Below are 21107 nucleotides of genomic sequence, written 5' to 3'. Positions count from 1 at the left end.
TGAGGAGACGGCCGGGATGCCCGAGGTGCCGTATGACGAGCTGCGCTGGGCGATCGTGTTCGGCGCCGCCGTGCAGTTCGGGGAGCAGCTGGTCGGCCCCGGCCGGGTGCTCTCCGGCGTAGTGATCGACTTCCCGGACGCGCCCGGTCCGATCGCCCCGGACCTCGCGGTGCTCGACCCCGGGGCCGGCCGCGGCCCTCGGGGCCGGTACCGCGCCGCCGACGTCGAGGCGGTGCTGGAGGTGGCGCACCCGGGCCGGGACCACGCCTGGACGAGGGCCTGCGCGCAGAGCGCGGTGCCGCTGTACGTGGTGGTCGACCCGGCGGCGGCGGTCTGCACCGTGCACACCGCGCCGGATGCGGGCGGGGTGTACCGGGAGGCCGAGCGGGTGCCGTTCGGCAACGACCTGTTCCTGCCGCTGGGCGGCCGGACGGTGGTGCTGCGGACGGACGACTTCCCCACCCCGGGTACGGACCCGGACGTCGGCCGGGGGATAGTGGACGGGTGACCGCTGCAGACCAGACCCCTGCCCCCGCCGCCCCCGGCCGCCGCACCCTCGGCGTGATGCTGCTGCTGACCGTGCTGAGCGCCGTGCTGGTGCTGACCGCGGCCGGGCGGGTCTGGGCCGAGGGCCGGGCCGGCACCCTGGACGTGTCCGTCACCGGCGGCAAGATCTCCGAATTGCCCGGCGGGCTGGCCCTGGTGGGCCTGGCCGCGGCCGTCGCGGTGTTCGCGGTGCGCGGCGTCGGCCGGCTCGCGGTCGGCGCGCTGACCCTGCTGGCCGGGCTCGGCGCGGCCGCCGCTTCGCTGGCCGGGGCCTCGGACTCCGCCGCCCTGGACTCCGCCGCCGCCGGCAAGCTGGCGCTGGCCGGCTCGACGGCCACCGAGGTCTCGCACACCGCCTGGCCCTGGGTCGCCCTGGTCGGCGGGCTGCTGTTGGCCCTGGCCGGGCTGATCACCCTGCGCTACGGCCGTGGCTGGCCCGCCATGGGCAGCCGCTACGAGGCGCCCACCCGCAAGGCGCCTGCGAGGACCGACACACCGGGCGACCTGTGGAAGGCCCTGGACCGCGGCGAGGATCCCACCGCTGTCTGAACAGCACGTGTGACGCGATAGACCCGCCACCCGCTTTGGGGTGCCCGTGTGTGGCCCGGCACAATGGAACCCGTCAACCCGCCGGCGGCCCCGCAGGCCCGGCCGGGCCCCGAGAGCCTAGGAGCACCATCGATGGCAGCAGCAGCACACGGCCACACCCCCGCCGCCTGGACCGGCGTCGTCATCTCCTTCGTCGGCTTCGGCATCGCGGGTGTCGCGATGATCCTGCCGTCGCCGCTGCTGGTCTGGGCCGGCCTGGCGGTCGTCGTGGTGGGCGGCATCGTCGGCAAGGCCATGGCGATGGCCGGCATGGGCAAGCAGGCGAGCAGCAACGTGTACAAGTCGGTCGAGGAGCAGACCGCGGCCCGCAAGGCGGCCCTCGAGGCCCGTGCCGCCACCGTCGCCGCCTGACGACCGGTACTCCTTATCGCACAACCGAAATCGCACAACCGAACGGCGGGCGCGCCACGCCCGCCGTTTCGTTCTGTCTGGGCCCGGCGCGGGCACAATCGGGGCGTGAACGCCGCCCCCACCGCCTCCGCCCCGCCGCCCGTACTGCGCCGACTGGGCCCGCCGCTGGCCGCGCTGGCGGCGGTGGCCGCCCCCTCCGCGTACGTCGCCGCGGTGGACCCGAACGCCCCCGGGCACTACCCCGACTGCCCTTTCCTGGTCGCCACCGGCTGGTGGTGCCCCGGCTGCGGTGGCCTGCGCTGCGTCCACGCGCTCACCCACGGGGACCTCACCGGCGCCCTGCACGACAACGCCGTGGCGGTGCTGCTGTTCGGCGTCCTGGCGGTGCTCTGGCTGCGCTGGGGCTGGGCCGCGCTGACCGGCGGGCCGCCGCCGAGGGTCTCGGTCGGGGCCCGGCGCTGGGCCTTGATCCTCCTGCTGGTGCTGGTGTTCGAAGTGGCGCGCAATTCGCCGGTCGGAGCCGGGCTGGCACCGCCGCTGGTCTGACCGGGCCCTTGGGCCCGGTGGAGCCGGAGTCGACGGCCGCCGGGCGGAGCGTCCCGTTCCGCGAGACGCGTTCCGGGCGGATGCGCCGGCTCATACCGGGTGCCGATACCATCGAAGAGTCGACGGGCCCCAGCCCGTCCGGCTCGGATGAGCCAACTGGCAGAAACGATGGGGGCTCCTGAGTGAGTGTGCTCGACTCGATCATCGAAGGGGTCCGTGAGGACCTCGCCGAGCGGCAGGCCCGGGTCTCCCTGGACGAGCTGAAGGCGCTCGCGGCCAAGGCCCCGGAGGCCAAGGACGGCGTCGCCGCCCTCAAGGGCGACGGGGTCCGGGTGATCTGCGAGGTGAAGCGCTCCAGCCCGTCCAAGGGCGCACTGGCCGCGATCGCCGATCCGGCCGCCCTGGCGCGCGACTACGCGGCCGGCGGTGCCGCCGCGATCAGCGTGCTGACCGAGCAGCGCCGCTTCGGCGGATCGCTGGCCGACCTGGACGCCGTCCGTGCCGCGGTGGACACCCCGCTGCTGCGCAAGGACTTCATCGTCACCGCCTACCAGCTGTGGGAGGCCCGCGCGCACGGCGCCGACCTCGCCCTGCTGATCGTCGCCGCCCTCGACCAGCCGGCCCTGGTGTCGCTGATCGAGCGCGCGGAGTCGATCGGCCTCACGCCGCTGGTCGAGGTGCACGACGAGGAGGAGATCAGGCGCGCGGTGGACGCCGGGGCGCGGATCATCGGCGTCAACGCCCGCAACCTCAAGACCCTCGAGGTGGACCGCAACACCTTCGAGAACGTCGCGCACGCCATCCCGGACGGCATCGTCAGGATCGCCGAGTCCGGTGTGCGCGGCCCGCTGGACGTGATCAACTACGCCAACCTGGGCGCCGACGCCGTCCTGGTCGGCGAGTCCCTGGTGACCGGCAAGGACCCGCGCGCCGCGGTGGCCGACCTGGTCGCGGCCGGGGCCCACCCCGCCGTGCGGCACAAGGACTGACACGACCCGATGAAGATCGCCACCCGACTCGCCCCCGGCTGCCGCCCGCGCGGCTGCCGCGCGCCCGCACGCCGGGTGCTGGGGCGTCGGGTGCGGTACGTGATCGGCTGCGAGCCGGGGCAGGTGCCGGGGAGGCGATGGCGTGTGACGCTCGGCTGAAGCCAGCCGATCGGACGTCACCGTCATCCACATCTCCCCGAGGGAATCCACCATGTCCGAAAAGGACTACCTGCCCGGTGCCCAGGTGCCGGACGCTCGCGGCTACTTCGGCGCGTACGGCGGCCGCTTCATCCCCGAGGCGCTGGTCGCCGCGGTCGAGCAGGTCGCCGAGGAGTACGAGAAGGCCAAGGCCGACCCGGCCTTCACCGCCGAACTCGACGCGCTGCTGAAGGACTACACCGGCCGCCCGAGCCCGCTGACCGATGTGCACCGCTTCTCCGCCGAGGCGGGCGGCGCGCGCATCCTGCTCAAGCGCGAGGACCTCAACCACACCGGCTCGCACAAGATCAACAACGTGCTGGGCCAGGCCCTGCTCACCAAGCGGATGGGCAAGACCCGGATCATCGCCGAGACCGGCGCCGGCCAGCACGGCGTGGCCACCGCCACCGCCTGCGCGCTGTTCGGCTTCGACTGCACCATCTACATGGGCGAGGTCGACACCCAGCGCCAGGCGCTCAACGTCGCCCGGATGCGGATGCTCGGCGCCGAGGTGGTGGCCGTCAAGTCCGGCAGCCGCACCCTCAAGGACGCCATCAACGAGGCCTTCCGCGACTGGGTCGCCAACGTCGACTCCACCCACTACCTGTTCGGCACCGTCGCCGGGCCGCACCCCTTCCCGATGATGGTCCGCGACTTCCACCGGATCATCGGCGTCGAGGCCCGCCGGCAGGTGCTGGACCGCACCGGGCGGCTGCCCGACGCGGTCGTCGCCTGCGTCGGCGGCGGCTCCAACGCGATGGGCATCTTCCACGAGTTCATCCCGGACGCCGACGTGCGCCTGATCGGCTGCGAGGCGGCCGGCGAGGGCGCCGACACCCCCAGGCACGCGGCCACCCTCACCAAGGGCGACCCCGGCGTGCTGCACGGCTCCCGCACCTACGTCCTGCAGGACGAGGACGGCCAGACCATCGAGTCGCACTCCATCTCGGCCGGCCTCGACTACCCGGGCGTCGGCCCGGAGCACGCCTGGCTGAAGGACACCGGCCGGGCCGAGTACCGCCCGGTCACCGACGACGCCGCGATGCAGGCGCTGCGGCTGCTGTCCCGTACCGAGGGCATCATCCCGGCCATCGAGAGCGCCCACGCGCTCGCCGGGGCCCTGGAGCTGGGCCGCGAGCTCGGACCGGAGGCCACCATCCTGGTCTCGCTCTCCGGGCGCGGCGACAAGGACATGCACACCGCGGCCCAGTACTTCGGGCTGTACGACGAGCCGGCCGGCGACGCGGCCGATGGGGGTAAGTGACCATGGCTTCGAAGCCCAGTGCCAGCAAGCTCAGTGGCAGTCTGGCGGCCGCCAAGGCCGAGGGCCGCGCCGCGCTGATCGGCTACCTGCCGGCCGGCTTCCCGACCGTCGACGGCGGCATCCGCGCGGTCAACGCGCTGATCGAGGGCGGCTGCGACGTGGTCGAGGTCGGCCTGCCGCACTCCGACCCGGTCCTGGACGGCGCGGTCATCCAGACCGCCGACGACATCGCGCTGCGCGGCGGTGTGCGGATCAAGGACGTGCTGCGCACCGTCCAGGAGGTCGCCACCGCGCACCCCACGGCGGCGGTACTGGTGATGACGTACTGGAACCCGGTCGACCGCTACGGCGTGGCGCGCTTCGCCGCCGACCTGGCCGCGGCGGGCGGGGCGGGTTGCATCCTGCCGGACCTGCCGGTGGAGGAGTCCGAGGAGTGGCGCAAGGCGGCGGACGAGCACGGGCTGGACACCGTGTTCGTGGTCGCCCCCAGCAGCAAGGACGCCCGGCTGGCGGAGGTCACGGCGGCCGGCAGCGGCTTCGTGTACGCGGCCGCGGTGATGGGTGTGACCGGTACCCGGTCGGCGGTCGGTTCGCTGGCCGAGGACCTGGTCGCCCGTACCCGGGCCACCACGGACCTGCCGGTCTGCGTCGGGCTCGGGGTCTCCGACGCGGAGCAGGCGGCGGAGGTCGCCCGGTTCGCGGACGGGGTGATCGTGGGGTCGGCCTTCGTCAAGCGGATCCTGGACGCCGGCGACGACGAGGCGGCGGCGCTGGACGCGGTGCGGGCGCTGGCCGGTGAGCTGGCGGCGGGCGTGCGCAGGCGCTGACACGGACGTGCGGTGACGGCCCGCCACCCCTCGGGGGTGGCGGGCCGTTTTTTCGTGCCCGGCTCACCCGCCGTCAGCGGCGCGGCGGCCCCGAACGAGTGAACAGCGGCGGTGACACGCACCAGCCGGGGTTGACGGGCGTTGAGTGGAGGGACGAATGCACGAACGACGTGCACGGGGGTTGCCGGGAGCGAGCGAAGGGGTGAGCCGTGGCGTGTCTCCATCGGGCCCTGCTGCTGCGAGCGGCGGCCGCCGCGCTGGCCCTGGGCGCCGCCGTCGGCGCGCACACCGAAGTGGGGCAGGCGCTGGCCAAGCGGGGTGCCGAGCGGGCCGAGCGGGACGCGGTCGCCTGCGCCGAGGCGGCCCGCTGGGGCGCAGCCGAGCGGGCCGCCCGGACCCAGCGCGAGGGGCGCCCCGAGCTGTTCGACCCGGGGCGGATGCCGGGGTGCCACTGACGTACGGGCGTTCGCCGGAATCGGACAGACCGTTATCAGATGTCACTCATACGGCTTAATTCGTGAAAGCGGAGGAACCGCCCTTCATTCCTTACGGTTCATCAGGATGTGAACGAGTTTCCCAAGGGGGGTTCCCTGATGGCCGGCCTGGCAGCGCAGCCCGGCGACGCGGCGCCCACGGCGGCGGCGCGGCGGTCGGTGCCCGTCTGGAGCGAGTGGGTCGGTCTGGTCGTCCGGCTCGCCCTCGCCGTGGTCTGGGGCTGGGCCGGGCTGGCCAAGATCGCCGACCCGGCGGAGGCCGCCCAGGCCGTCCGCGCCTACGAGATCCTGCCCGAGGGCCTGGTCAAGCCGATCGGCTACGGCCTGCCCTTCCTGGAGCTGGCGCTCGCCCTGCTGCTGGTGATCGGCCTCGGCGTCCGGCTGGTCGCCGGGGTCTCCGCGCTGCTGCTGCTCACCTTCATCGCCGGGATCGCCTCGGCCTGGGCGCGGGGCATCTCGATCGACTGCGGCTGCTTCGGCGGCGGCGGGCACGTCGACGCCTCGCAGACCGAGTACCTGCAGGAGATCCTCCGCGACACCGGGTTCCTGCTGCTCGCCGGGTGGCTGCTGTGGCGGCCCCGTACCCGGTTCTCGGCCGACGGCTGGCTGGCCAGCTGACCGTCCGGCCCCGTCCACCCCCACCCCCGCACCAGACGAAGGCCCCGACCGTGGATGTCAAGGCAATGAGCGAGAAGAACCGAGAAGGCAAGCGCACCGCCCGCGAGCGGATGCAGGCGCAGCGGGCGGCCGATCAGGCCTCCTCCAAGCGCAGGAAGAAGCTGATGGTGGGCGGGGCCGTGCTGGTGGTGATCGCCGCCGCCGTGATCACCGGCGTCGTGGTGCAGAACGAGCGCTCCAAGCCCGAGACCCCGACCGCCGCCCCGGCCGGCACCATCGGCGACAAGAACCTGGTCATCCCGGTCGGCGCGGGGAACGCGCCCTCCGTCCTCACCGTCTACGAGGACCCGCGCTGCCCCGCCTGCGGCATCTTCGAGCGGGAGTTCTCGGCGACCATCGACCAGCTGGAGGACGCCGGGAAGATCTACACCAACTACCACATCGTGTCGTTCATCGACCGGGCCGTGCCGGGCAAGGGCTCCAAGACCGGCGCCAACGCGCTCGCCTGCGCCCAGGACGCCGGGCACTTCCGGGACCTCCACGACGTGCTGTACCGCAACCAGCCGGACGAGACCAACGACGCCTTCGGCAACAAGGCGGTCCTGCTCAACCTCTCCAAGCAGGTCAGCGGTCTGGACACGCCTGAGTTCCAGTCCTGCGTCAACGGCGGCACGTACGGCGGCTGGGTGTCCTCGCTGCAACAGGACTTCGACAAGTCCAGCTACAAGTCCACCCCGACCGTGCTGCTCAACGGCCAGCCGATCTTCCCGAAGAACGGCGACGAGGAGATCACCCCGGCGAACCTGGTGAAGTGGGTGGACGCCGCGAACCAGGGCAAGCAGCTGGGCACGGCGGGCTCGCACGGGCAGACCCCGGCGCCGACCAGCGCCGCTTCGGAGGCCAACAACCCGTCGCCCACCGCGGGCTGAGCCCGGGGCCGGTCCACGAACTCGTGTCGTCCCGCAGGCGGGAGTTCGAAGACGGGCCCCTCGGCCGCGCCGCCGCCCCCTCCCCGTCCGGAGGCGGCGGCGGCGTCCGTTGTTCGATTTCTGTGACCCCAGGGGTGTCCGACCGGGGCGTCGGACCCTGTAGCGTCGGAACTGCCATGGATATCGCCTACATTCCCAGCCCGTCGCGGGGCGTCCTCTACCTCGGACCGATCCCGCTGCGCGCCTACGCCTTCTGCATCATCCTCGGTGTCGTCGTCGCCGTCTGGCTCGGCAGCAAGCGCTGGGTCGCCCGGGGCGGTGCCAAGCACACCGTCGGCGACATCGCCGTCTGGGCCGTGCCGTTCGGCCTGGTCGGCGGCCGGCTCTACCACGTGATCACCGACCACCAGCTGTACTTCGCCGAGGGGAAGAACCCCTGGAACGCCCTCAAGATCTGGGAGGGCGGCCTCGGGATCTGGGGCGCGGTCGCGCTGGGCGCGGTCGGCGCCTGGATCGGCTGCCGCCGCCGGGGCGTGCCGCTGCCCGCGTACGCCGACGCCATCGCGCCGGGCATCGCGCTCGCGCAGGCGCTGGGCCGCTGGGGCAACTACTTCAACCAGGAGCTGTACGGCCGGGCGACCACGCTGCCGTGGGGCCTGGAGATCCACAAGACCCTGCCCGACGGCGAGGTCGTGAGCGGGGTCTTCCACCCGACCTTCCTGTACGAGTCGGTGTGGGACGTGGCCGTCGCGCTGCTCGTGATCTGGGCGGACCGCCGGTTCAAGCTGGGCCACGGCCGGGCGTTCGCGCTGTACGTGGCCGCGTACACGGTGGGCCGGTTCTGGACCGAGTGGCTGCGGATCGACGAGGCGCACGTCTACTTCGGCCTGCGGCTGAACGACTGGACCTCGATCGTGGTGTTCATCGGCGCCGTGGCGTACTTCGTGATCGTCGGCAAGGTGCGGCCGGGCCGTGAGGACCCGGCGAGCATCGACCCGGCGGCGCACGAGACGGCGGACGACGGGGCCGAGGACAAGGCGGGCGACAAGACGGCCGGCAGGACGGCTGAGAAGACGGCCGGGAAGACGGCCGAGGTGAAGGCGGCTGAGGAGAAGCCGTCCCGACCGCTGGACGAAAACGTGGCCGCCGAACCGGCCGCCGCAGTCGCCGAGAAGACCGGCGAGGACGCCGAGAACCCGATCTGACCAGGGGATTCCCCGTCACTGAGGCCACCCTTCGCGAGGCTTGCGAAGGGTGGCCTCAGTGCTGTTCGGACAGCCTTACTTTGCTGGAAATGCCCAGGTCACGCGGGCTACGGTCGAGGCGACGAACAAAGACGGAGGGGAAGAACCGTGACTGCGACCACCCTGGAAGCCGAGCCCGCCCACCACCCGCGGATACCTGCGGCGGACCACCACCGGGACGTCAACGGCGGCTGGCTGCGGCCCGCGGTGTTCGGTGCCGTGGACGGCCTGGTGTCCAACTTCGCGCTGATGACCGGTGTGGTCGGCGGGGCGGCGTCCAACGGCACGGTCATCCTGACCGGGCTGGCGGGCCTTGCGGCCGGTGCCTGCTCGATGGCGGCGGGGGAGTACACCTCGGTGGCCTCGCAGCGGGAGCTGGTGCAGGCCGAGATCGAGGTCGAGCGGCTGGAGCTGAGCCGCAACCCGCACGGCGAGCTGGCGGAGCTGGCGCAGCTGTACGTCTCGCGCGGGGTGGAGCCGGAGCTCGCCCACGAGGTGGCCCGGCAGCTGTCCCGCGACCCGGAGCTGGCGCTGGAGATCCACGCCCGCGAGGAGCTGGGCATCGACCCCCACGACCTGCCCTCGCCGCTGGTCGCGGCCGGCTCGTCGTTCCTGTGCTTCGCGCTCGGCGCGCTGCTGCCGCTGCTGCCGTACCTGCTGGGGGCGACCACGCTGCTGCCCGCGCTGGCGCTCGCGGCGATCGGCCTGTTCGCCTGCGGGGCGGTGGTGGCCAGGGTGACGGCGCGCAGCTGGTGGTTCAGCGGACTGCGACAGCTGGTGCTCGGCGGCGCCGCGGCCGGGGTGACGTACCTGCTCGGCTGGCTGATCGGCGGGCATGTGGGATGACCCCCGCCCCGAGCCGAAGAGCGGAGCCCGGAGGAGAGCGGGCGAGTAGCAGTGCATGACTATGCCGGGCAGTGCGTGACGTTTCACACATGGGCGTCTCGCAGTGCCCGGCATAGTCTCATCATCCGGGCCTCGGAGCCGCGGATTCGCATCCGCGAGCCGGGCTCCCGGGTTGGAATCGCAGGCACTCATGATCGGCTTGTGTGGCGATCCGGTTTCGCCCCTGTTTCAGGCCGTGGGTGGTTGGGCACAATCGTCGGGACGTGCACTGTGGCACGTCCTCTCTTTCACGCCCCTGACCTGCGCATCCGTCCGCCATGTGGACGGGATATTTCCGCTTCTCGGGATCCTGGGCATCATGTAACTTGCACGAACCCGCACCATCGCATCAGGGCCAACGTCGTCCCTACTTGCACCAACTTGCCGAAAGACGACGACGGGAGAGCCGATGCTGTCTGCATCCATGCACTCCGCCAACGAGCCTCAGGCCGGCGCCGCCCGCCAGCCGTACGCGCTCGTGCCGGATGCGCGACCTGCTGCTCAGGGCCTGTACGACCCGCGAAACGAGCACGATGCCTGTGGCGTCGGTTTCGTCGCCACGCTGACCGGCATCGCCGACCACACCATCGTCGAGCAGGCGCTGACCGTCCTGCGCAACCTGGAGCACCGCGGCGCCACCGGCGCCGAGCCGGACTCCGGTGACGGCGCGGGCATCCTGACCCAGGTCCCGGACGCCTTCCTGCGCGGCAAGGTCTCCTTCGACCTCCCGGCGGCCGGCTCCTACGCCGTCGGCATCGCCTTCCTGCCGGACGCCGACGACGCCGCCGCGGCCGCCGCCGCGCAGATCGAGGCCATCGCCGTCGAGGAGGGCCTGACCGTCCTCGGCTGGCGCGACGTCCCGGTCACCCCGGACCTGCTCGGCGCCACCGCGCGCAGCGTGATGCCGCGCTTCCGCCAGCTCTTCATCTCGCACGGCGAGAAGGCCGGCATCGAGCTGGACCGGATCGCCTTCGTGGTCCGCAAGCGCGCCGAGCGCGAGGCCGGGGTCTACTTCCCGTCGCTGTCCGCCCGCACCCTCGTCTACAAGGGCATGCTGACCACCGGCCAGCTGGAGCCCTTCTTCCCCGACCTGTCGGACCGCAGCTACGCGTCCGCGGTCGGCCTGGTGCACTCGCGCTTCTCCACCAACACCTTCCCGAGCTGGCCGCTCGCCCACCCGTACCGCTTCGTCGCGCACAACGGCGAGATCAACACGGTCAAGGGCAACCGCAACTGGATGCGCGCCCGGGAGTCCCAGCTCGCCACCGACCTGATCCCGGCCAACAAGAACGGGCAGGGTCTGGAGCGGATCTTCCCGGTCTGCACCCCGGACCACTCCGACTCCGCCTCCTTCGACGAGGTCCTGGAGCTGCTCCACCTCGGCGGCCGCTCGCTGCCGCACTCGGTGCTGATGATGATCCCGGAGGCGTGGGAGAACCACGCCACCATGGACCCGGCCCGCCGCGCCTTCTACCAGTACCACTCCAACCTGATGGAGCCCTGGGACGGCCCGGCCTGCGTCACCTTCACCGACGGCACCCAGATCGGCGCCGTGCTCGACCGCAACGGCCTGCGCCCCGCCCGGTACTGGATCACCGAGGACGGCCTGGTCGTCCTCTCCTCCGAGGTCGGCGTGCTCGACATCGAGCAGGAGAAGGTGGCCAAGAAGGGCCGCCTGCAGCCCGGCCGGATGTTCCTGGTGGACACCGTCGAGGGCCGCATCGTCGAGGACGAGGAGATCAAGTCCGCCCTCGCCGCCGAGCACCCCTACCAGGAGTGGGTCGCCGCCGGGCAGATCCAGCTCGCCAAGCTGCCCGAGCGCGAGCACATCGCGCACACCCACGCCTCGGTCACCCGCCGCCAGCAGACCTTCGGCTACACCGAGGAGGAGCTGCGCGTCATCCTGGCGCCGATGGCCCGCACCGGCGCCGAGGCGCTCGGCTCGATGGGCACCGACTCGCCGATCGCCGCGCTCAGCGAGAAGCCGCGACTGCTGTTCGACTACTTCGTGCAGCTCTTCGCGCAGGTCACCAACCCACCGCTGGACGCCATCCGCGAGGAGCTCGTCACCTCGCTGCTGTCCAACCTCGGCCCCGAGGGCAACCTGCTGACCGCCGAGGCCGCGTCCTGCCGCTCGGTCGGCATCACCTTCCCGGTGATCGACAACGACGAGCTGGCCAAGCTGGTCCACATCAACGCCGACGGCGACCAGCCCGGCCTCAAGGCCGTCACGCTGTCCGGTCTCTACAAGGTCACCACCGGCGGCGACGGCCTGGCCGCGCGGCTGGCCGAGATCGCCGCCGAGGCCGACGCCGCGATCGCCGACGGCGCCCGGATCATCGTGCTCTCCGACCGGCACTCCGACGCCGAGCACGCCCCGATCCCCTCGCTGCTGCTCACCTCCGCCATCCACCACCACCTGATCCGCACCAAGCAGCGCACCCGGGTGTCGCTGCTGGTCGAGGCCGGTGACGTCCGCGAGGTGCACCACGTCGCGCTGCTGATCGGCTACGGTGCCGGCGCGGTCAACCCGTACCTGGCCATGGAGTCGGTCGAGGACCTCGTCGCCCAGAACGTCTTCATCCAGGGCGTCGAGGCCGAGAAGGCGATCAGGAACCTGATCAAGGCGCTCGGCAAGGGCGTGCTCAAGGTGATGTCCAAGATGGGCATCTCCACCGTCGCCTCCTACCGCGGCGCCCAGGTCTTCGAGGCCATCGGCCTCGCCCAGGACCTGGTCGACGGCTACTTCGCCGGCACCACCACCAAGCTCGGCGGCATCGGCCTGGACGAGATAGCCAAGGAGACCGCCGCCCGGCACGCCAAGGCCTACCCGGCCTCCGGCATCCCGGCCGCGCACCGCGCGCTGGAGATCGGCGGCGAGTACCAGTGGCGCCGCGAGGGCGAGCCGCACCTGTTCGACCCGGACACCGTCTTCCGGCTGCAGCACGCCACCCGCAACCGCCGGTACGACATCTTCAAGCAGTACACGGACCGGGTGAACGAGCAGTCCGCCCGTCTGATGACGCTGCGCGGCCTGTTCCAGCTGGACGGCCTCGGCCGGGAGCCGATCCCGGTCGAGGAGGTCGAGCCGGTCTCCGAGATCGTCAAGCGCTTCTCCACCGGCGCCATGTCGTACGGCTCGATCTCCCGCGAGGCGCACGAGACCCTCGCCATCGCGATGAACCGCCTCGGCGGCAAGTCCAACACCGGTGAGGGCGGCGAGGATCCGGACCGCCTCTACGACCCCGAGCGCCGCTCGGCGATCAAGCAGGTCGCCTCCGGCCGGTTCGGCGTCACCTCCGAGTACCTGGTCAACGCGGACGACATCCAGATCAAGATGGCCCAGGGCGCCAAGCCCGGCGAGGGCGGCCAGCTGCCCGGCCACAAGGTCTACCCGTGGGTCGCCAAGACCCGGCACTCCACCCCGGGCGTCGGTCTGATCTCGCCGCCGCCGCACCACGACATCTACTCGATCGAGGACCTGGCGCAGCTGATCCACGACCTCAAGAACGCCAACCCGGCGGCCCGCATCCACGTGAAGCTGGTGTCCGAGGTCGGCGTCGGCACGGTCGCGGCCGGTGTGTCCAAGGCGCACGCGGACGTGGTCCTGGTCTCCGGCCACGACGGCGGCACCGGCGCCTCGCCGCTCACCTCGCTGAAGCACGCCGGCGGCCCCTGGGAGCTCGGCCTCGCCGAGACCCAGCAGACCCTGCTGCTGAACGGACTGCGCGACCGCATCGTCGTCCAGACCGACGGCCAGCTGAAGACCGGCCGCGACGTGGTGATCGCCGCGCTGCTCGGCGCCGAGGAGTTCGGCTTCGCGACCGCCCCGCTCGTCGTCTCCGGCTGCATCATGATGCGCGTCTGCCACCTGGACACCTGCCCGGTCGGCGTCGCCACCCAGAACCCGGTGCTGCGCGAGCGCTTCTCCGGCAAGCCCGAATTCGTGGTCAACTTCTTCGAGTTCATCGCCGAGGAGGTCCGGGAGATCCTGGCCTCGCTGGGCTTCCGCTCGATCGAGGAGGCCGTCGGCCACGCCGAGCACATCGACGCCCGGGCCGCGATCGACCACTGGAAGGCCGCCGGGCTCGACCTGGCCCCGCTGTTCCACGTGCCGGCGCTGCCCGAGGGCGCCGCCCGGCACCGCACCACCACCCAGGACCACGCGCTGGACAAGGCCCTGGACAACCAGCTGATCGAGCTGGCCGAGGACGCCCTGGAGCGCGGCGAGACCGTCCGCGTCCAGCTGCCGATCCGCAACGTCAACCGCACCGTCGGCACCATGCTCGGCCACCAGGTGACCAAGCGGTACCGCGGCGAGGGCCTGCCGGAGGGGACCATCGACGTCACCTTCACCGGCTCCGCCGGGCAGTCCTTCGGCGCCTTCGTGCCGCGCGGCATCACCCTGCGACTGGAGGGCGACGCCAACGACTACGTCGGCAAGGGCCTCTCCGGCGGCGTCATCGTGGTCCGCCCCGCCCGCGAGGCCGCGGCCATCGGCAACGACGCGCAGAACCACGTGATCGCCGGCAACACCATCGGCTACGGCGCCACCTCGGGCCGGATCCACCTGCGCGGCAAGGCCGGTGAGCGCTTCGCCGTCCGCAACTCCGGCGCCACACTGGTCGTCGAGGGCGTGGGCGACCACGGCCTGGAGTACATGACCGGCGGCCGGGTCGTCATCCTCGGCGGGACCGGACGCAACCTCGCGGCGGGCATGTCCGGCGGCATCGCGTACGTCCTGGACCTGCGCCCCGCCAACGTCAACGACGGCATGGTGGGCATCGAGGCCCCCACCGCCGACGACCGCGAGTGGCTGCGCGAGACCGTGCAGCAGCACTACGAGGAGACCGGCTCCACCGTCGCCGCCGAGCTCCTGGCCGACTGGGGCAGCGGGGTCTCCCGCTTCTCCAAGATCATGCCGACCGACTACAAGGCCGTGCTCGCGGCCAAGGACGCCGCTGAGCGCGATGGCCTCTCCGAGGCCGAGACCACTCGCAAGATGATGGAGGCGGCACATGGCTGACCCCAAGGGCTTCCTGACCACGCCCAAGCAGCTGGCGGAGCGCCGCCCGGTCGACGTCCGGATCAAGGACTGGAACGAGGTCTACGTCGAGCGCAGCCTCCTGCCGATCATCACCGAGCAGGCCGGCCGCTGCATGGACTGCGGCATCCCGTTCTGCCACAACGGCTGCCCGCTCGGGAACCTCATCCCCGAGTGGAACGACCTGGCCTACCGGGACGACTGGTCCGGCGCCATCGAGCGGCTGCACGCCACCAACAACTTCCCGGAGTTCACCGGGCGGCTGTGCCCGGCGCCCTGCGAGTCGGCCTGCGTCCTCGGCATCAACCAGGACGCGGTGACCATCAAGAACGTCGAGGTCACCATCATCGACAAGGCCTGGGACCGCGGCGGGGTCACCCCGCAGGTCCCGGAGCGCCTGTCCGGCAAGACGGTCGCGGTCGTCGGCTCCGGCCCGGCCGGCCTGGCCGTCGCCCAGCAGCTCACCCGGGCCGGGCACACCGTGGTGGTGTACGAGCGCGCCGACCGCATCGGCGGCCTGCTGCGCTACGGCATCCCCGAGTTCAAGATGGAGAAGCGCCACATCAACCGCCGCATCGAGCAGATGCGGGCGGAGGGCACCCGGTTCCGCACCGGCGTGCACATCGGCGAGGACATCACCGGGCAGCAGCTGCGCGAGCGCTTCGACGCCGTCGTGGTCGCCGCCGGTGCCACCACGGCGCGCGACCTGCCGGTGCCCGGACGCGAACTCAAGGGCATCCACCAGGCCATGGAGTACCTGCCGCTGGCCAACAAGGTGCAGGAGGGCGACCTCGTCGACTCGCCGATCAGCGCCAAGGGCAAGCACGTGGTCGTGATCGGCGGCGGCGACACCGGCGCGGACTGCGTCGGCACCGCCCACCGGCAGGGCGCCCTGTCGGTGACCCAGCTGGAGATCATGCCGCGGCCCGGCGAGGAGCGGCCCGGACACCAGCCGTGGCCCACCATGCCGATGACCTACAAGGTCACCTCCGCGCACGAGGAGGGCGGCGAGCGGATCTACTCCGTGAACACCACCCACTTCAGCGGCGATGAGGACGGCAACGTCCGGGAACTGCACCTGGTCGAGGTCGAGTTCAAGGACGGCCGGTTCGAGCCGGTGCCGGGCACCGAGCGGGTCCTCCCCGCCCAGCTGGTCACCCTGGCCATGGGCTTCACCGGGACGGACGTGAAGAACGGTCTGGTCGAGCAGCTCGGCGTGGACCTCGACGCGCGCGGTAACATAGCCCGCGACGGCCGGTTCGCCACCAATGTCGATGGCGTGTACGTCTGCGGAGACGCCGGCCGCGGCCAGTCGCTGATCGTCTGGGCCATCGCGGAGGGCCGTTCGGCCGCTGCCGCGGTGGACAAGTACCTGGGCGGCAAGACCCCGCTTCCCGCCCCGATCCGACCCACGGACCGCCCGCTGGTGGTCTGACGGTCCTGACGGTCCGACCGGCCCCCTGAACCCCCGGCGCCGCATCGCCGGGAGCTCAACCCGCTGCCCCCGCCAGAGTCGCCGGGCCAACGCGGTCTCCTGGCGCCTGCCCTCTTCCCCGACCAGTTGGAGGGCGGGCGCCGTCGCGTTCCCGCACGCCTTCCCGCGGGCGTTCCCGGGCACTTCCCGCGCGCGTTCCCGCGAGCCCTCACCCGGTTCTTACCACCCTTCCCACCTGCCCTTCCCTCCGTGCACCGAGGGTTGGTTCACAGCGTTCTCCCAGGCTTCGCACAGCGGCCGGAAAGTGCCCCGGGACGGGCTGTTGTTCGTCGGTGCCAGGTGGCAGACTGCCGCCGACGGCCGGGGGGCTGCGCGAGTGCGGAGGTTGACTTCGATGGGCACGACTCAGGCAGGCGGAGGCGCCACCGTTCGGCGTCTGCTGCTCGGCACCCAGCTGCGCAAGCTCCGTGAGGCCAGAGGCGTCAGCCGCGAGGAGGCCGGCTACTCGATCCGCGCCTCCGAATCGAAGATCAGCCGGATGGAACTCGGCCGGGTCGGCTTCAAGGAGCGCGACGTCGCCGACCTGCTGACCCTCTACGGCATCGAGGCCGAGCAGGAACGCGCCACCGTCCTCGGGCTGCTCCGGGACGCCAACGCCAGCTCCTGGTGGCACGAGTACGGCGACGTGCTGCCCGCCTGGTTCCAGAACTACCTGGGACTGGAGGAAGCCGCCGTCGAGATCCGCAGCTACGAGGTCCAGTTCGTCCACGGGCTGCTGCAGACCGCCGACTACGCCCGCGCCGTGATCACCGCCGGCTGCCAGGGCCACGGCGTCTCGGACGAGGAGATCGAGCGCCGGGTCGAGGTACGGCTCAAGCGCCAGGACCTGCTCACCGACGAGCACGCGCCCCGGCTGCTCGCCGTCCTGGACGAGGCCGCGCTGCGCCGCCCCTGGGGCGGTCCCGGGCTGATGCGGGGCCAGCTCGACCGGCTGCTGGAAGTCGCCGAACTGCCCCATGTGCAGCTGCAGGTGCTACCGCTCGGCACCGCCGGGCTGGCCGCCGAGAGCGGCGCCTTCAGCGTGCTGGGCTTCGCCGAGGCCGAGCTCGCCGACGTGGTCTACCTGGAGCAGTTCACCACCGCGCTCTACGTGGACAAGCCCGCCGAGGTGGCCTCGTACCGCCAGGCGATGGAGGGGCTGCTGGCCGAGAGCCTCGGCCCCGAACAGACCCGCGACCTTCTGCACTCCGTACGCCAAGAGCTGTGATACGTCAGTACGATGAGGTCCCATCAGGTCGGGCATGAGAGGGATCAGATGTCGTACTTCTCCGAGTTGGCGCTGCAGTACATCGACGGCGAATGGTGCAGCGGCAGCGGGTCCTGGGACATCGTCGACGTCGACCCCTACACCGGCGACAAGCTGGCCACCATCACCGTCGCCACCGTCGCCGAGGTCGACCGGGCCTACCGCGCCGCCGAGCGCGCCCAGCGCGGCTGGGCCGCCACCAACCCGTACCAGCGCCGGCTCGTCTTCGAGCGCGCGCTGCGGCTGGTGGAGGAGCGCGAGGGGGAGATCGTCCGGGCGATCACGGCCGAGCTCGGCGGCACGGCACTGAAGGCGGGCTTCGAGCTGTCCCTCGTCAAGGACATGCTGCGCGAGTGCCTGCACCTGTCGGTGGCCGCGGAGGGCCGGCTGCTGCCCTCGCCCGCGCAGGGCAAGGAGAACCGGCTCTACCGGCTGCCGGTCGGTGTGGTCGGCGTGATCAGCCCCTTCAACTTCCCGCTGTTCCTCGCCCTCAAGGCCGTCGCCCCGGCGCTCGCGCTCGGCAACGGCGTCGTCCTCAAGCCGCACCAGGAGACCCCGGTGGTCGGCGGCAGCCTGATCGCCAGGATCTTCGAGGACGCGGGCCTGCCGGCCGGCCTGCTGAACGTGGTGATCACCGACATCGCGGAGATCGGCGACAGCTTCATCGAGCACCCGGTGCCCAAGGTGATCTCCTTCACCGGCTCCGACCAGGTCGGCCGGCACGTCGCCACCGTGGCCGCCGCGCACTTCAAGCGCTCGGTGCTGGAGCTCGGCGGCAACAGCGCGCTGATCGTGCTCGACGACGCCGACCTCGACTACGCCGTGGACGCGGCCGTGTTCAGCCGCTTCGTCCACCAGGGCCAGGTCTGCATGGCCGCCAACCGGGTGCTCGTCGACCGCGCCGTGCTCGCCGAGTTCACCGAGAAGTTCGTCGCCAAGGTCGCCTCGCTGACCGTCGGCGACCCCAAGGACCCGGCCACCCACATCGGCCCGCTGATCAACTCCGTCCAGGCCGACGCGATCGGCGCCCAGGTCGACCAGGCCATCGCCGACGGCGCCACCGCGCTGCTGCGCGGCGCCACCACCGGCAGCCTGATGGCGCCGACGGTGCTCACCGACCTGGCCGAGGACGCGCCCATCCTGCAGCGCGAGATCTTCGGCCCGGTCGTGCTGTTGGTGCCCTTCGACGGGGAGGACGAGGCGGTCCGGCTGGCCAACCACACGCCCTTCGGGCTCAGCGGCGCGGTGCACACCGCGGACCTCGAGCGCGGCGTGCGGGTCGCCCAGCGGATCGACACCGGCATGATCCACGTCAACGGCGGGACCATCGCGGACGAGCCGGGGGTGCCGTTCGGCGGGGAGAAGAACTCCGGGGTCGGGCGGCTCAACGGGGAGTCCACGGTGGACGCCTTCACCACGGTGAAGTGGATCTCGGTGCAGCACGGGCGGGCGCCGTTCCCGTTCTAGGCCTTCCCCGGAATCGCACGGCGCGCCGATGCTATGCGGCGCGGGCCCCCGGCGGTAGCCGCCGGGGGCCTGGCCGAACTCCCGCTTGAAGGCCTTCGCGCCCCGTCACCCGTCACCAGGCGGCGGCCGTGGCGATCGGACGACGCGCCCTCGGACACCGGATCAGGCGTCGGACGGCACCGCCCCACCACGACCAGAGCGATCGCGGTGGGCATCGGACCGCCCAGGCCCGAACCGGCGACCGGGAGCGCGAGGGAACCCGCCCTCCCCTACCCGGACCGCGCACACGATGCGCGCCGCCGACCGGGGGAGCGAACGCGGGAGACCAGGACACCCAAGACCGTTCGGGGCGTCCGGCCGTGCAACTCATGCACAGTCAGTAGGAACGGTGCGACTAGAACACCGGCTGGCCGGCGCGGACCAGGCGCCAGGAGTTGGTGAAGAAGTCGGCGGGGTCGATGACGCCCTTGGCCTTGACCCAGGCGATCATCGTGTTGCGGATCTCGTCGGAGTTCGACCAGACCAGCTTGGCGTTGGCGACGTGCGGGAAGTTGCCGCCGCCGTTGGCGCGGTAGTTGTTGACGGCGAACACGAACTGCGCGGCCGGGTCGATCGGCTTGCCCTGGAAGCTGAGGTTGACGATCCGCTGGCCCTTGGGCTGGGCGATGTCGATGTCGTAGCTCAGGCCGTAGACCGAGTCGTAGTTGTAGTCCGGGGTGGTCTCGGCGCCGGTCATGGCGTCCTTGTCGACCGGGGCGCCCGGGGCGAGCTGGTAGTAGTACTTCGCCGAGAACTCCAGGTAGTCCTTGAGCTGGGCGCCCGTCAGGATGCGGGCCTCCAGGGTGTTCTCGTAGATGTACAGGCCCGCCGCGTCGCGCAGCTTGACCTGGCCGGCCGGGATCAGCGCGGTCCGGTTGAACGGGGCGGCCTGGGCCAGGACCGGGAGGTTGGCGTACTGCCCGCCCGCCAACGCGGCCTTCACAGCGTCGGCCTGGACCTTGCCGATCAGGTCGATGATCGGGGTGGCCTTGAACCGGGCCTCGGCGATCGACAGCTCGATCTTGCTGGTGCCGATGTTCTGGTTGACGTACGCCACGACCTTCTTGTGCTGGCCGACGATGGCGTTGGAGATCTCCGGGTTCTCCGGCACGGAGTTGGAGTTCAGCACCCGGGAGGAGACCGAGGCGACCTTCCAGTGGCCGTCGACGAACTCGACCTCGAAGTCGAAGCAGCTCAGGCGCTGGCCCCAGCACAGCGGCTCGGAGAGCACGACGGTCTTGCCGGTCTTCTTGTTGACGATGAGGCGCTGCGCGACCTCCTTGTGGGTGTGACCCACCAGCACCGCGTCGATGTCCGGGACGGTCTCGGCCATCTCGCCGGAGGCGTCCTCGGGCCAGGGCAGCTGGTCGCCGTAGGTGGTCGGCTCGTCGATGCCGGAGTGGGCGGAGACGACGATGACGTCCGCGCCGGCCGCCTTCATCCGGGGCACGTACTTGGCGGCGGTCTCCACGATGCCCGGGAAGACCATCTTGCCGCTGACGTTGGCCTTGTCCCAGATCGCGATGCCCGGGTTGGTCAGGCCGAGGATGCCGACCTTCAGCGGGGTGTCCTCGTCCAGCCACACCTCCTTGATCACGTACGGCTTGAAGGCCGGCTTCTCGTTCTTCGCGTGCAGCGCGTTGGCGCCCAGCAGCGGGAACTCCAGCTGGTCCTCGAAGGCCTTCACGGTCGGGATGCCGTAGTTGAACTCGTGGTTGCCGAGCGCGGCGGCGTCGTAGCCCATGAGGTTCATGGCGACGGCCATCGGGTGGTCCGGCACGTTGTCGCCGTCGGTGGCGATCGGCTCGACCCGGGCGTAGTAGTAGGTCAGCTGGGTGCCCTGGATGATGTCACCCGAGTCGATCAGCAGGCAGCGGTCCCAGCCCTTCTCCTCGCGCACCTGGTTGGCCAGGGTGGAGATCTTGGCGAGGCCGACCGCGTTGTGGGCCTTGTCGACGTACTCGGCGTCGGTGAAGTAGTCCCAGTTGAGCACCCGGCCGTGCAGGTCGGTGGTGCCCATGACGGTGAAGGCCTGGCGGCGGGGCTGGTGCTTGTTGCCCTTCGCGGCCGCCGTGTCCGGCTCGGCGGCCGCGGCGGCGGGGGCGGCGGCGACGACGGCTCCGCCGGCCAGGGCGGCGCCGGCGGCGGTGGCTGCGGACCGGGTGACGAAGTCACGGCGGTTCAGGGACATGGACGACTCTCCCGAGTGGGAACGACGGCGGATGGACCGTCAACGTGTGTACGTACGAGGTGCGTGACGCGCGCGCGATGCGGTGACGCGCGTAGAAGGACGCGCGTAGAAGTCTGCCGTGCGGG

18 protein-coding genes are annotated in these 21107 nt (G+C 71.7%); 17 read left to right on the top strand and 1 reads right to left on the bottom strand.

The window, feature by feature from the left end; genetic code table 11:
- The first annotated feature begins 16 nt into the window (after positions 1-16).
- From ACH4E7_RS36780 to ACH4E7_RS36700, 17 genes are all read left to right on the top strand, one after another.
- The gene (locus ACH4E7_RS36780) at positions 17-508 is read left to right on the top strand and encodes a Uma2 family endonuclease (protein ID WP_396253535.1); all 492 of its coding nucleotides are present in this window, start codon (positions 17-19) and stop codon (positions 506-508) included.
- Positions 505-1095 (top strand): TIGR02234 family membrane protein, encoded by a 591-nt coding sequence (locus tag ACH4E7_RS36775; RefSeq protein WP_396253534.1) that lies wholly within the window; start codon positions 505-507, stop codon positions 1093-1095. Before ACH4E7_RS36780 ends, ACH4E7_RS36775 begins: the two co-directional genes overlap by 4 nt.
- A 132-nt stretch (positions 1096-1227) precedes the next feature.
- Positions 1228-1506 (top strand): HGxxPAAW family protein, encoded by a 279-nt coding sequence (locus tag ACH4E7_RS36770; RefSeq protein WP_396253533.1) that lies wholly within the window; start codon positions 1228-1230, stop codon positions 1504-1506.
- Between the two features lie 105 nt (positions 1507-1611).
- A complete protein-coding gene (locus ACH4E7_RS36765) occupies positions 1612-2052 on the top strand; it encodes a DUF2752 domain-containing protein (RefSeq protein WP_396253532.1) in 441 nt (146 codons plus the stop codon).
- Positions 2053-2234: 182 nt separating this feature from the next.
- A complete protein-coding gene (gene trpC, locus ACH4E7_RS36760; RefSeq protein WP_355673185.1) occupies positions 2235-3041 on the top strand; it encodes an indole-3-glycerol phosphate synthase TrpC in 807 nt (268 codons plus the stop codon).
- A gap of 9 nt (positions 3042-3050) precedes the next feature.
- Positions 3051-3200 carry a tryptophan biosynthesis modulator TrpM gene (gene trpM, locus ACH4E7_RS36755; protein WP_355673186.1) on the top strand — a complete coding sequence of 50 codons (150 nt, stop codon included), beginning with the start codon at positions 3051-3053 and terminating at the stop codon, positions 3198-3200.
- A 52-nt stretch (positions 3201-3252) separates the two neighbouring features.
- Positions 3253-4503 carry a tryptophan synthase subunit beta gene (gene trpB, locus ACH4E7_RS36750; RefSeq protein WP_355673187.1) on the top strand — a complete coding sequence of 417 codons (1251 nt, stop codon included), beginning with the start codon at positions 3253-3255 and terminating at the stop codon, positions 4501-4503.
- 2 nt (positions 4504-4505) lie between these two features.
- Positions 4506-5330 carry a tryptophan synthase subunit alpha gene (gene trpA, locus ACH4E7_RS36745; protein ID WP_396253531.1) on the top strand — a complete coding sequence of 275 codons (825 nt, stop codon included), beginning with the start codon at positions 4506-4508 and terminating at the stop codon, positions 5328-5330.
- A gap of 209 nt (positions 5331-5539) precedes the next feature.
- On the top strand, positions 5540-5785 hold the full coding sequence (locus ACH4E7_RS36740; protein ID WP_396253530.1) for a hypothetical protein: 246 nt from the start codon (positions 5540-5542) through the stop codon (positions 5783-5785).
- 138 nt (positions 5786-5923) lie between these two features.
- Complete coding sequence (locus ACH4E7_RS36735; RefSeq protein WP_396253529.1) at positions 5924-6442, top strand: MauE/DoxX family redox-associated membrane protein; 519 nt, start codon at positions 5924-5926, stop codon at positions 6440-6442.
- 65 nt (positions 6443-6507) lie between these two features.
- A complete protein-coding gene (locus tag ACH4E7_RS36730) occupies positions 6508-7371 on the top strand; it encodes a DsbA family protein (RefSeq protein WP_396253528.1) in 864 nt (287 codons plus the stop codon).
- Between the two features lie 176 nt (positions 7372-7547).
- Positions 7548-8576, top strand: coding sequence for a prolipoprotein diacylglyceryl transferase (gene lgt / locus ACH4E7_RS36725; RefSeq protein WP_396253527.1), 1029 nt, complete (start codon positions 7548-7550; stop codon positions 8574-8576).
- Between the two features lie 162 nt (positions 8577-8738).
- The gene (locus ACH4E7_RS36720; RefSeq protein WP_396253565.1) at positions 8739-9461 is read left to right on the top strand and encodes a VIT1/CCC1 transporter family protein; all 723 of its coding nucleotides are present in this window, start codon (positions 8739-8741) and stop codon (positions 9459-9461) included.
- 463 nt (positions 9462-9924) lie between these two features.
- Complete coding sequence (gene gltB / locus ACH4E7_RS36715) at positions 9925-14526, top strand: glutamate synthase large subunit (RefSeq protein ID WP_396253564.1); 4602 nt, start codon at positions 9925-9927, stop codon at positions 14524-14526.
- Positions 14519-15979 carry a glutamate synthase subunit beta gene (locus tag ACH4E7_RS36710; protein ID WP_396253526.1) on the top strand — a complete coding sequence of 487 codons (1461 nt, stop codon included), beginning with the start codon at positions 14519-14521 and terminating at the stop codon, positions 15977-15979. The genes gltB and ACH4E7_RS36710 overlap by 8 nt, the downstream gene beginning before the upstream one ends.
- 394 nt (positions 15980-16373) lie before the next feature.
- A complete protein-coding gene (locus tag ACH4E7_RS36705; protein WP_396253525.1) occupies positions 16374-17246 on the top strand; it encodes a helix-turn-helix domain-containing protein in 873 nt (290 codons plus the stop codon).
- 48 nt (positions 17247-17294) lie between these two features.
- Positions 17295-18752, top strand: a complete 1458-nt coding sequence (locus ACH4E7_RS36700) for an aldehyde dehydrogenase family protein (RefSeq protein ID WP_396253524.1) — start codon at positions 17295-17297, stop codon at positions 18750-18752.
- Positions 18753-19146: 394 nt separating this feature from the next.
- Here the strand turns inward: ACH4E7_RS36700 and ACH4E7_RS36695 are convergent, their stop codons facing one another.
- Positions 19147-20982, bottom strand: a complete 1836-nt coding sequence (locus ACH4E7_RS36695) for a bifunctional metallophosphatase/5'-nucleotidase (protein ID WP_396253523.1) — start codon at positions 20980-20982, stop codon at positions 19147-19149.
- Positions 20983-21107: the final 125 nt, after the last annotated feature.

Origin of the sequence: Kitasatospora sp. NPDC018058 (genome assembly GCF_044327205.1) — a bacterium.
Lineage (GTDB): Bacteria > Actinomycetota > Actinomycetes > Streptomycetales > Streptomycetaceae > Kitasatospora.
The sequence above is the reverse complement of the archived record's forward strand: the minus strand, read 5'-3'. Positions and strand labels throughout refer to the sequence as shown.

Excerpts from the sequence above, each read along its gene's own strand:
- ACH4E7_RS36780 (WP_396253535.1), top strand. The coding sequence starts at position 17 with ATGCCCGAGGTGCCGTATGACGAGCTGCGCTGGGCGATCGTGTTCGGC.
- ACH4E7_RS36770 (WP_396253533.1), top strand. The coding sequence starts at position 1,228 with ATGGCAGCAGCAGCACACGGCCACACCCCCGCCGCCTGGACCGGCGTC.
- trpM (WP_355673186.1), top strand. The coding sequence starts at position 3,051 with ATGAAGATCGCCACCCGACTCGCCCCCGGCTGCCGCCCGCGCGGCTGC.
- trpB (WP_355673187.1), top strand. The coding sequence starts at position 3,253 with ATGTCCGAAAAGGACTACCTGCCCGGTGCCCAGGTGCCGGACGCTCGC.
- trpA (WP_396253531.1), top strand. The coding sequence starts at position 4,506 with ATGGCTTCGAAGCCCAGTGCCAGCAAGCTCAGTGGCAGTCTGGCGGCC.
- ACH4E7_RS36735 (WP_396253529.1), top strand. The coding sequence starts at position 5,924 with ATGGCCGGCCTGGCAGCGCAGCCCGGCGACGCGGCGCCCACGGCGGCG.
- ACH4E7_RS36730 (WP_396253528.1), top strand. The coding sequence starts at position 6,508 with ATGAGCGAGAAGAACCGAGAAGGCAAGCGCACCGCCCGCGAGCGGATG.
- lgt (WP_396253527.1), top strand. The coding sequence starts at position 7,548 with ATGGATATCGCCTACATTCCCAGCCCGTCGCGGGGCGTCCTCTACCTC.
- gltB (WP_396253564.1), top strand. The coding sequence starts at position 9,925 with ATGCACTCCGCCAACGAGCCTCAGGCCGGCGCCGCCCGCCAGCCGTAC.
- ACH4E7_RS36710 (WP_396253526.1), top strand. The coding sequence starts at position 14,519 with ATGGCTGACCCCAAGGGCTTCCTGACCACGCCCAAGCAGCTGGCGGAG.
- ACH4E7_RS36705 (WP_396253525.1), top strand. The coding sequence starts at position 16,374 with ATGGGCACGACTCAGGCAGGCGGAGGCGCCACCGTTCGGCGTCTGCTG.
- ACH4E7_RS36700 (WP_396253524.1), top strand. The coding sequence starts at position 17,295 with ATGTCGTACTTCTCCGAGTTGGCGCTGCAGTACATCGACGGCGAATGG.
- ACH4E7_RS36695 (WP_396253523.1), bottom strand. The coding sequence starts at position 20,982 with ATGTCCCTGAACCGCCGTGACTTCGTCACCCGGTCCGCAGCCACCGCC.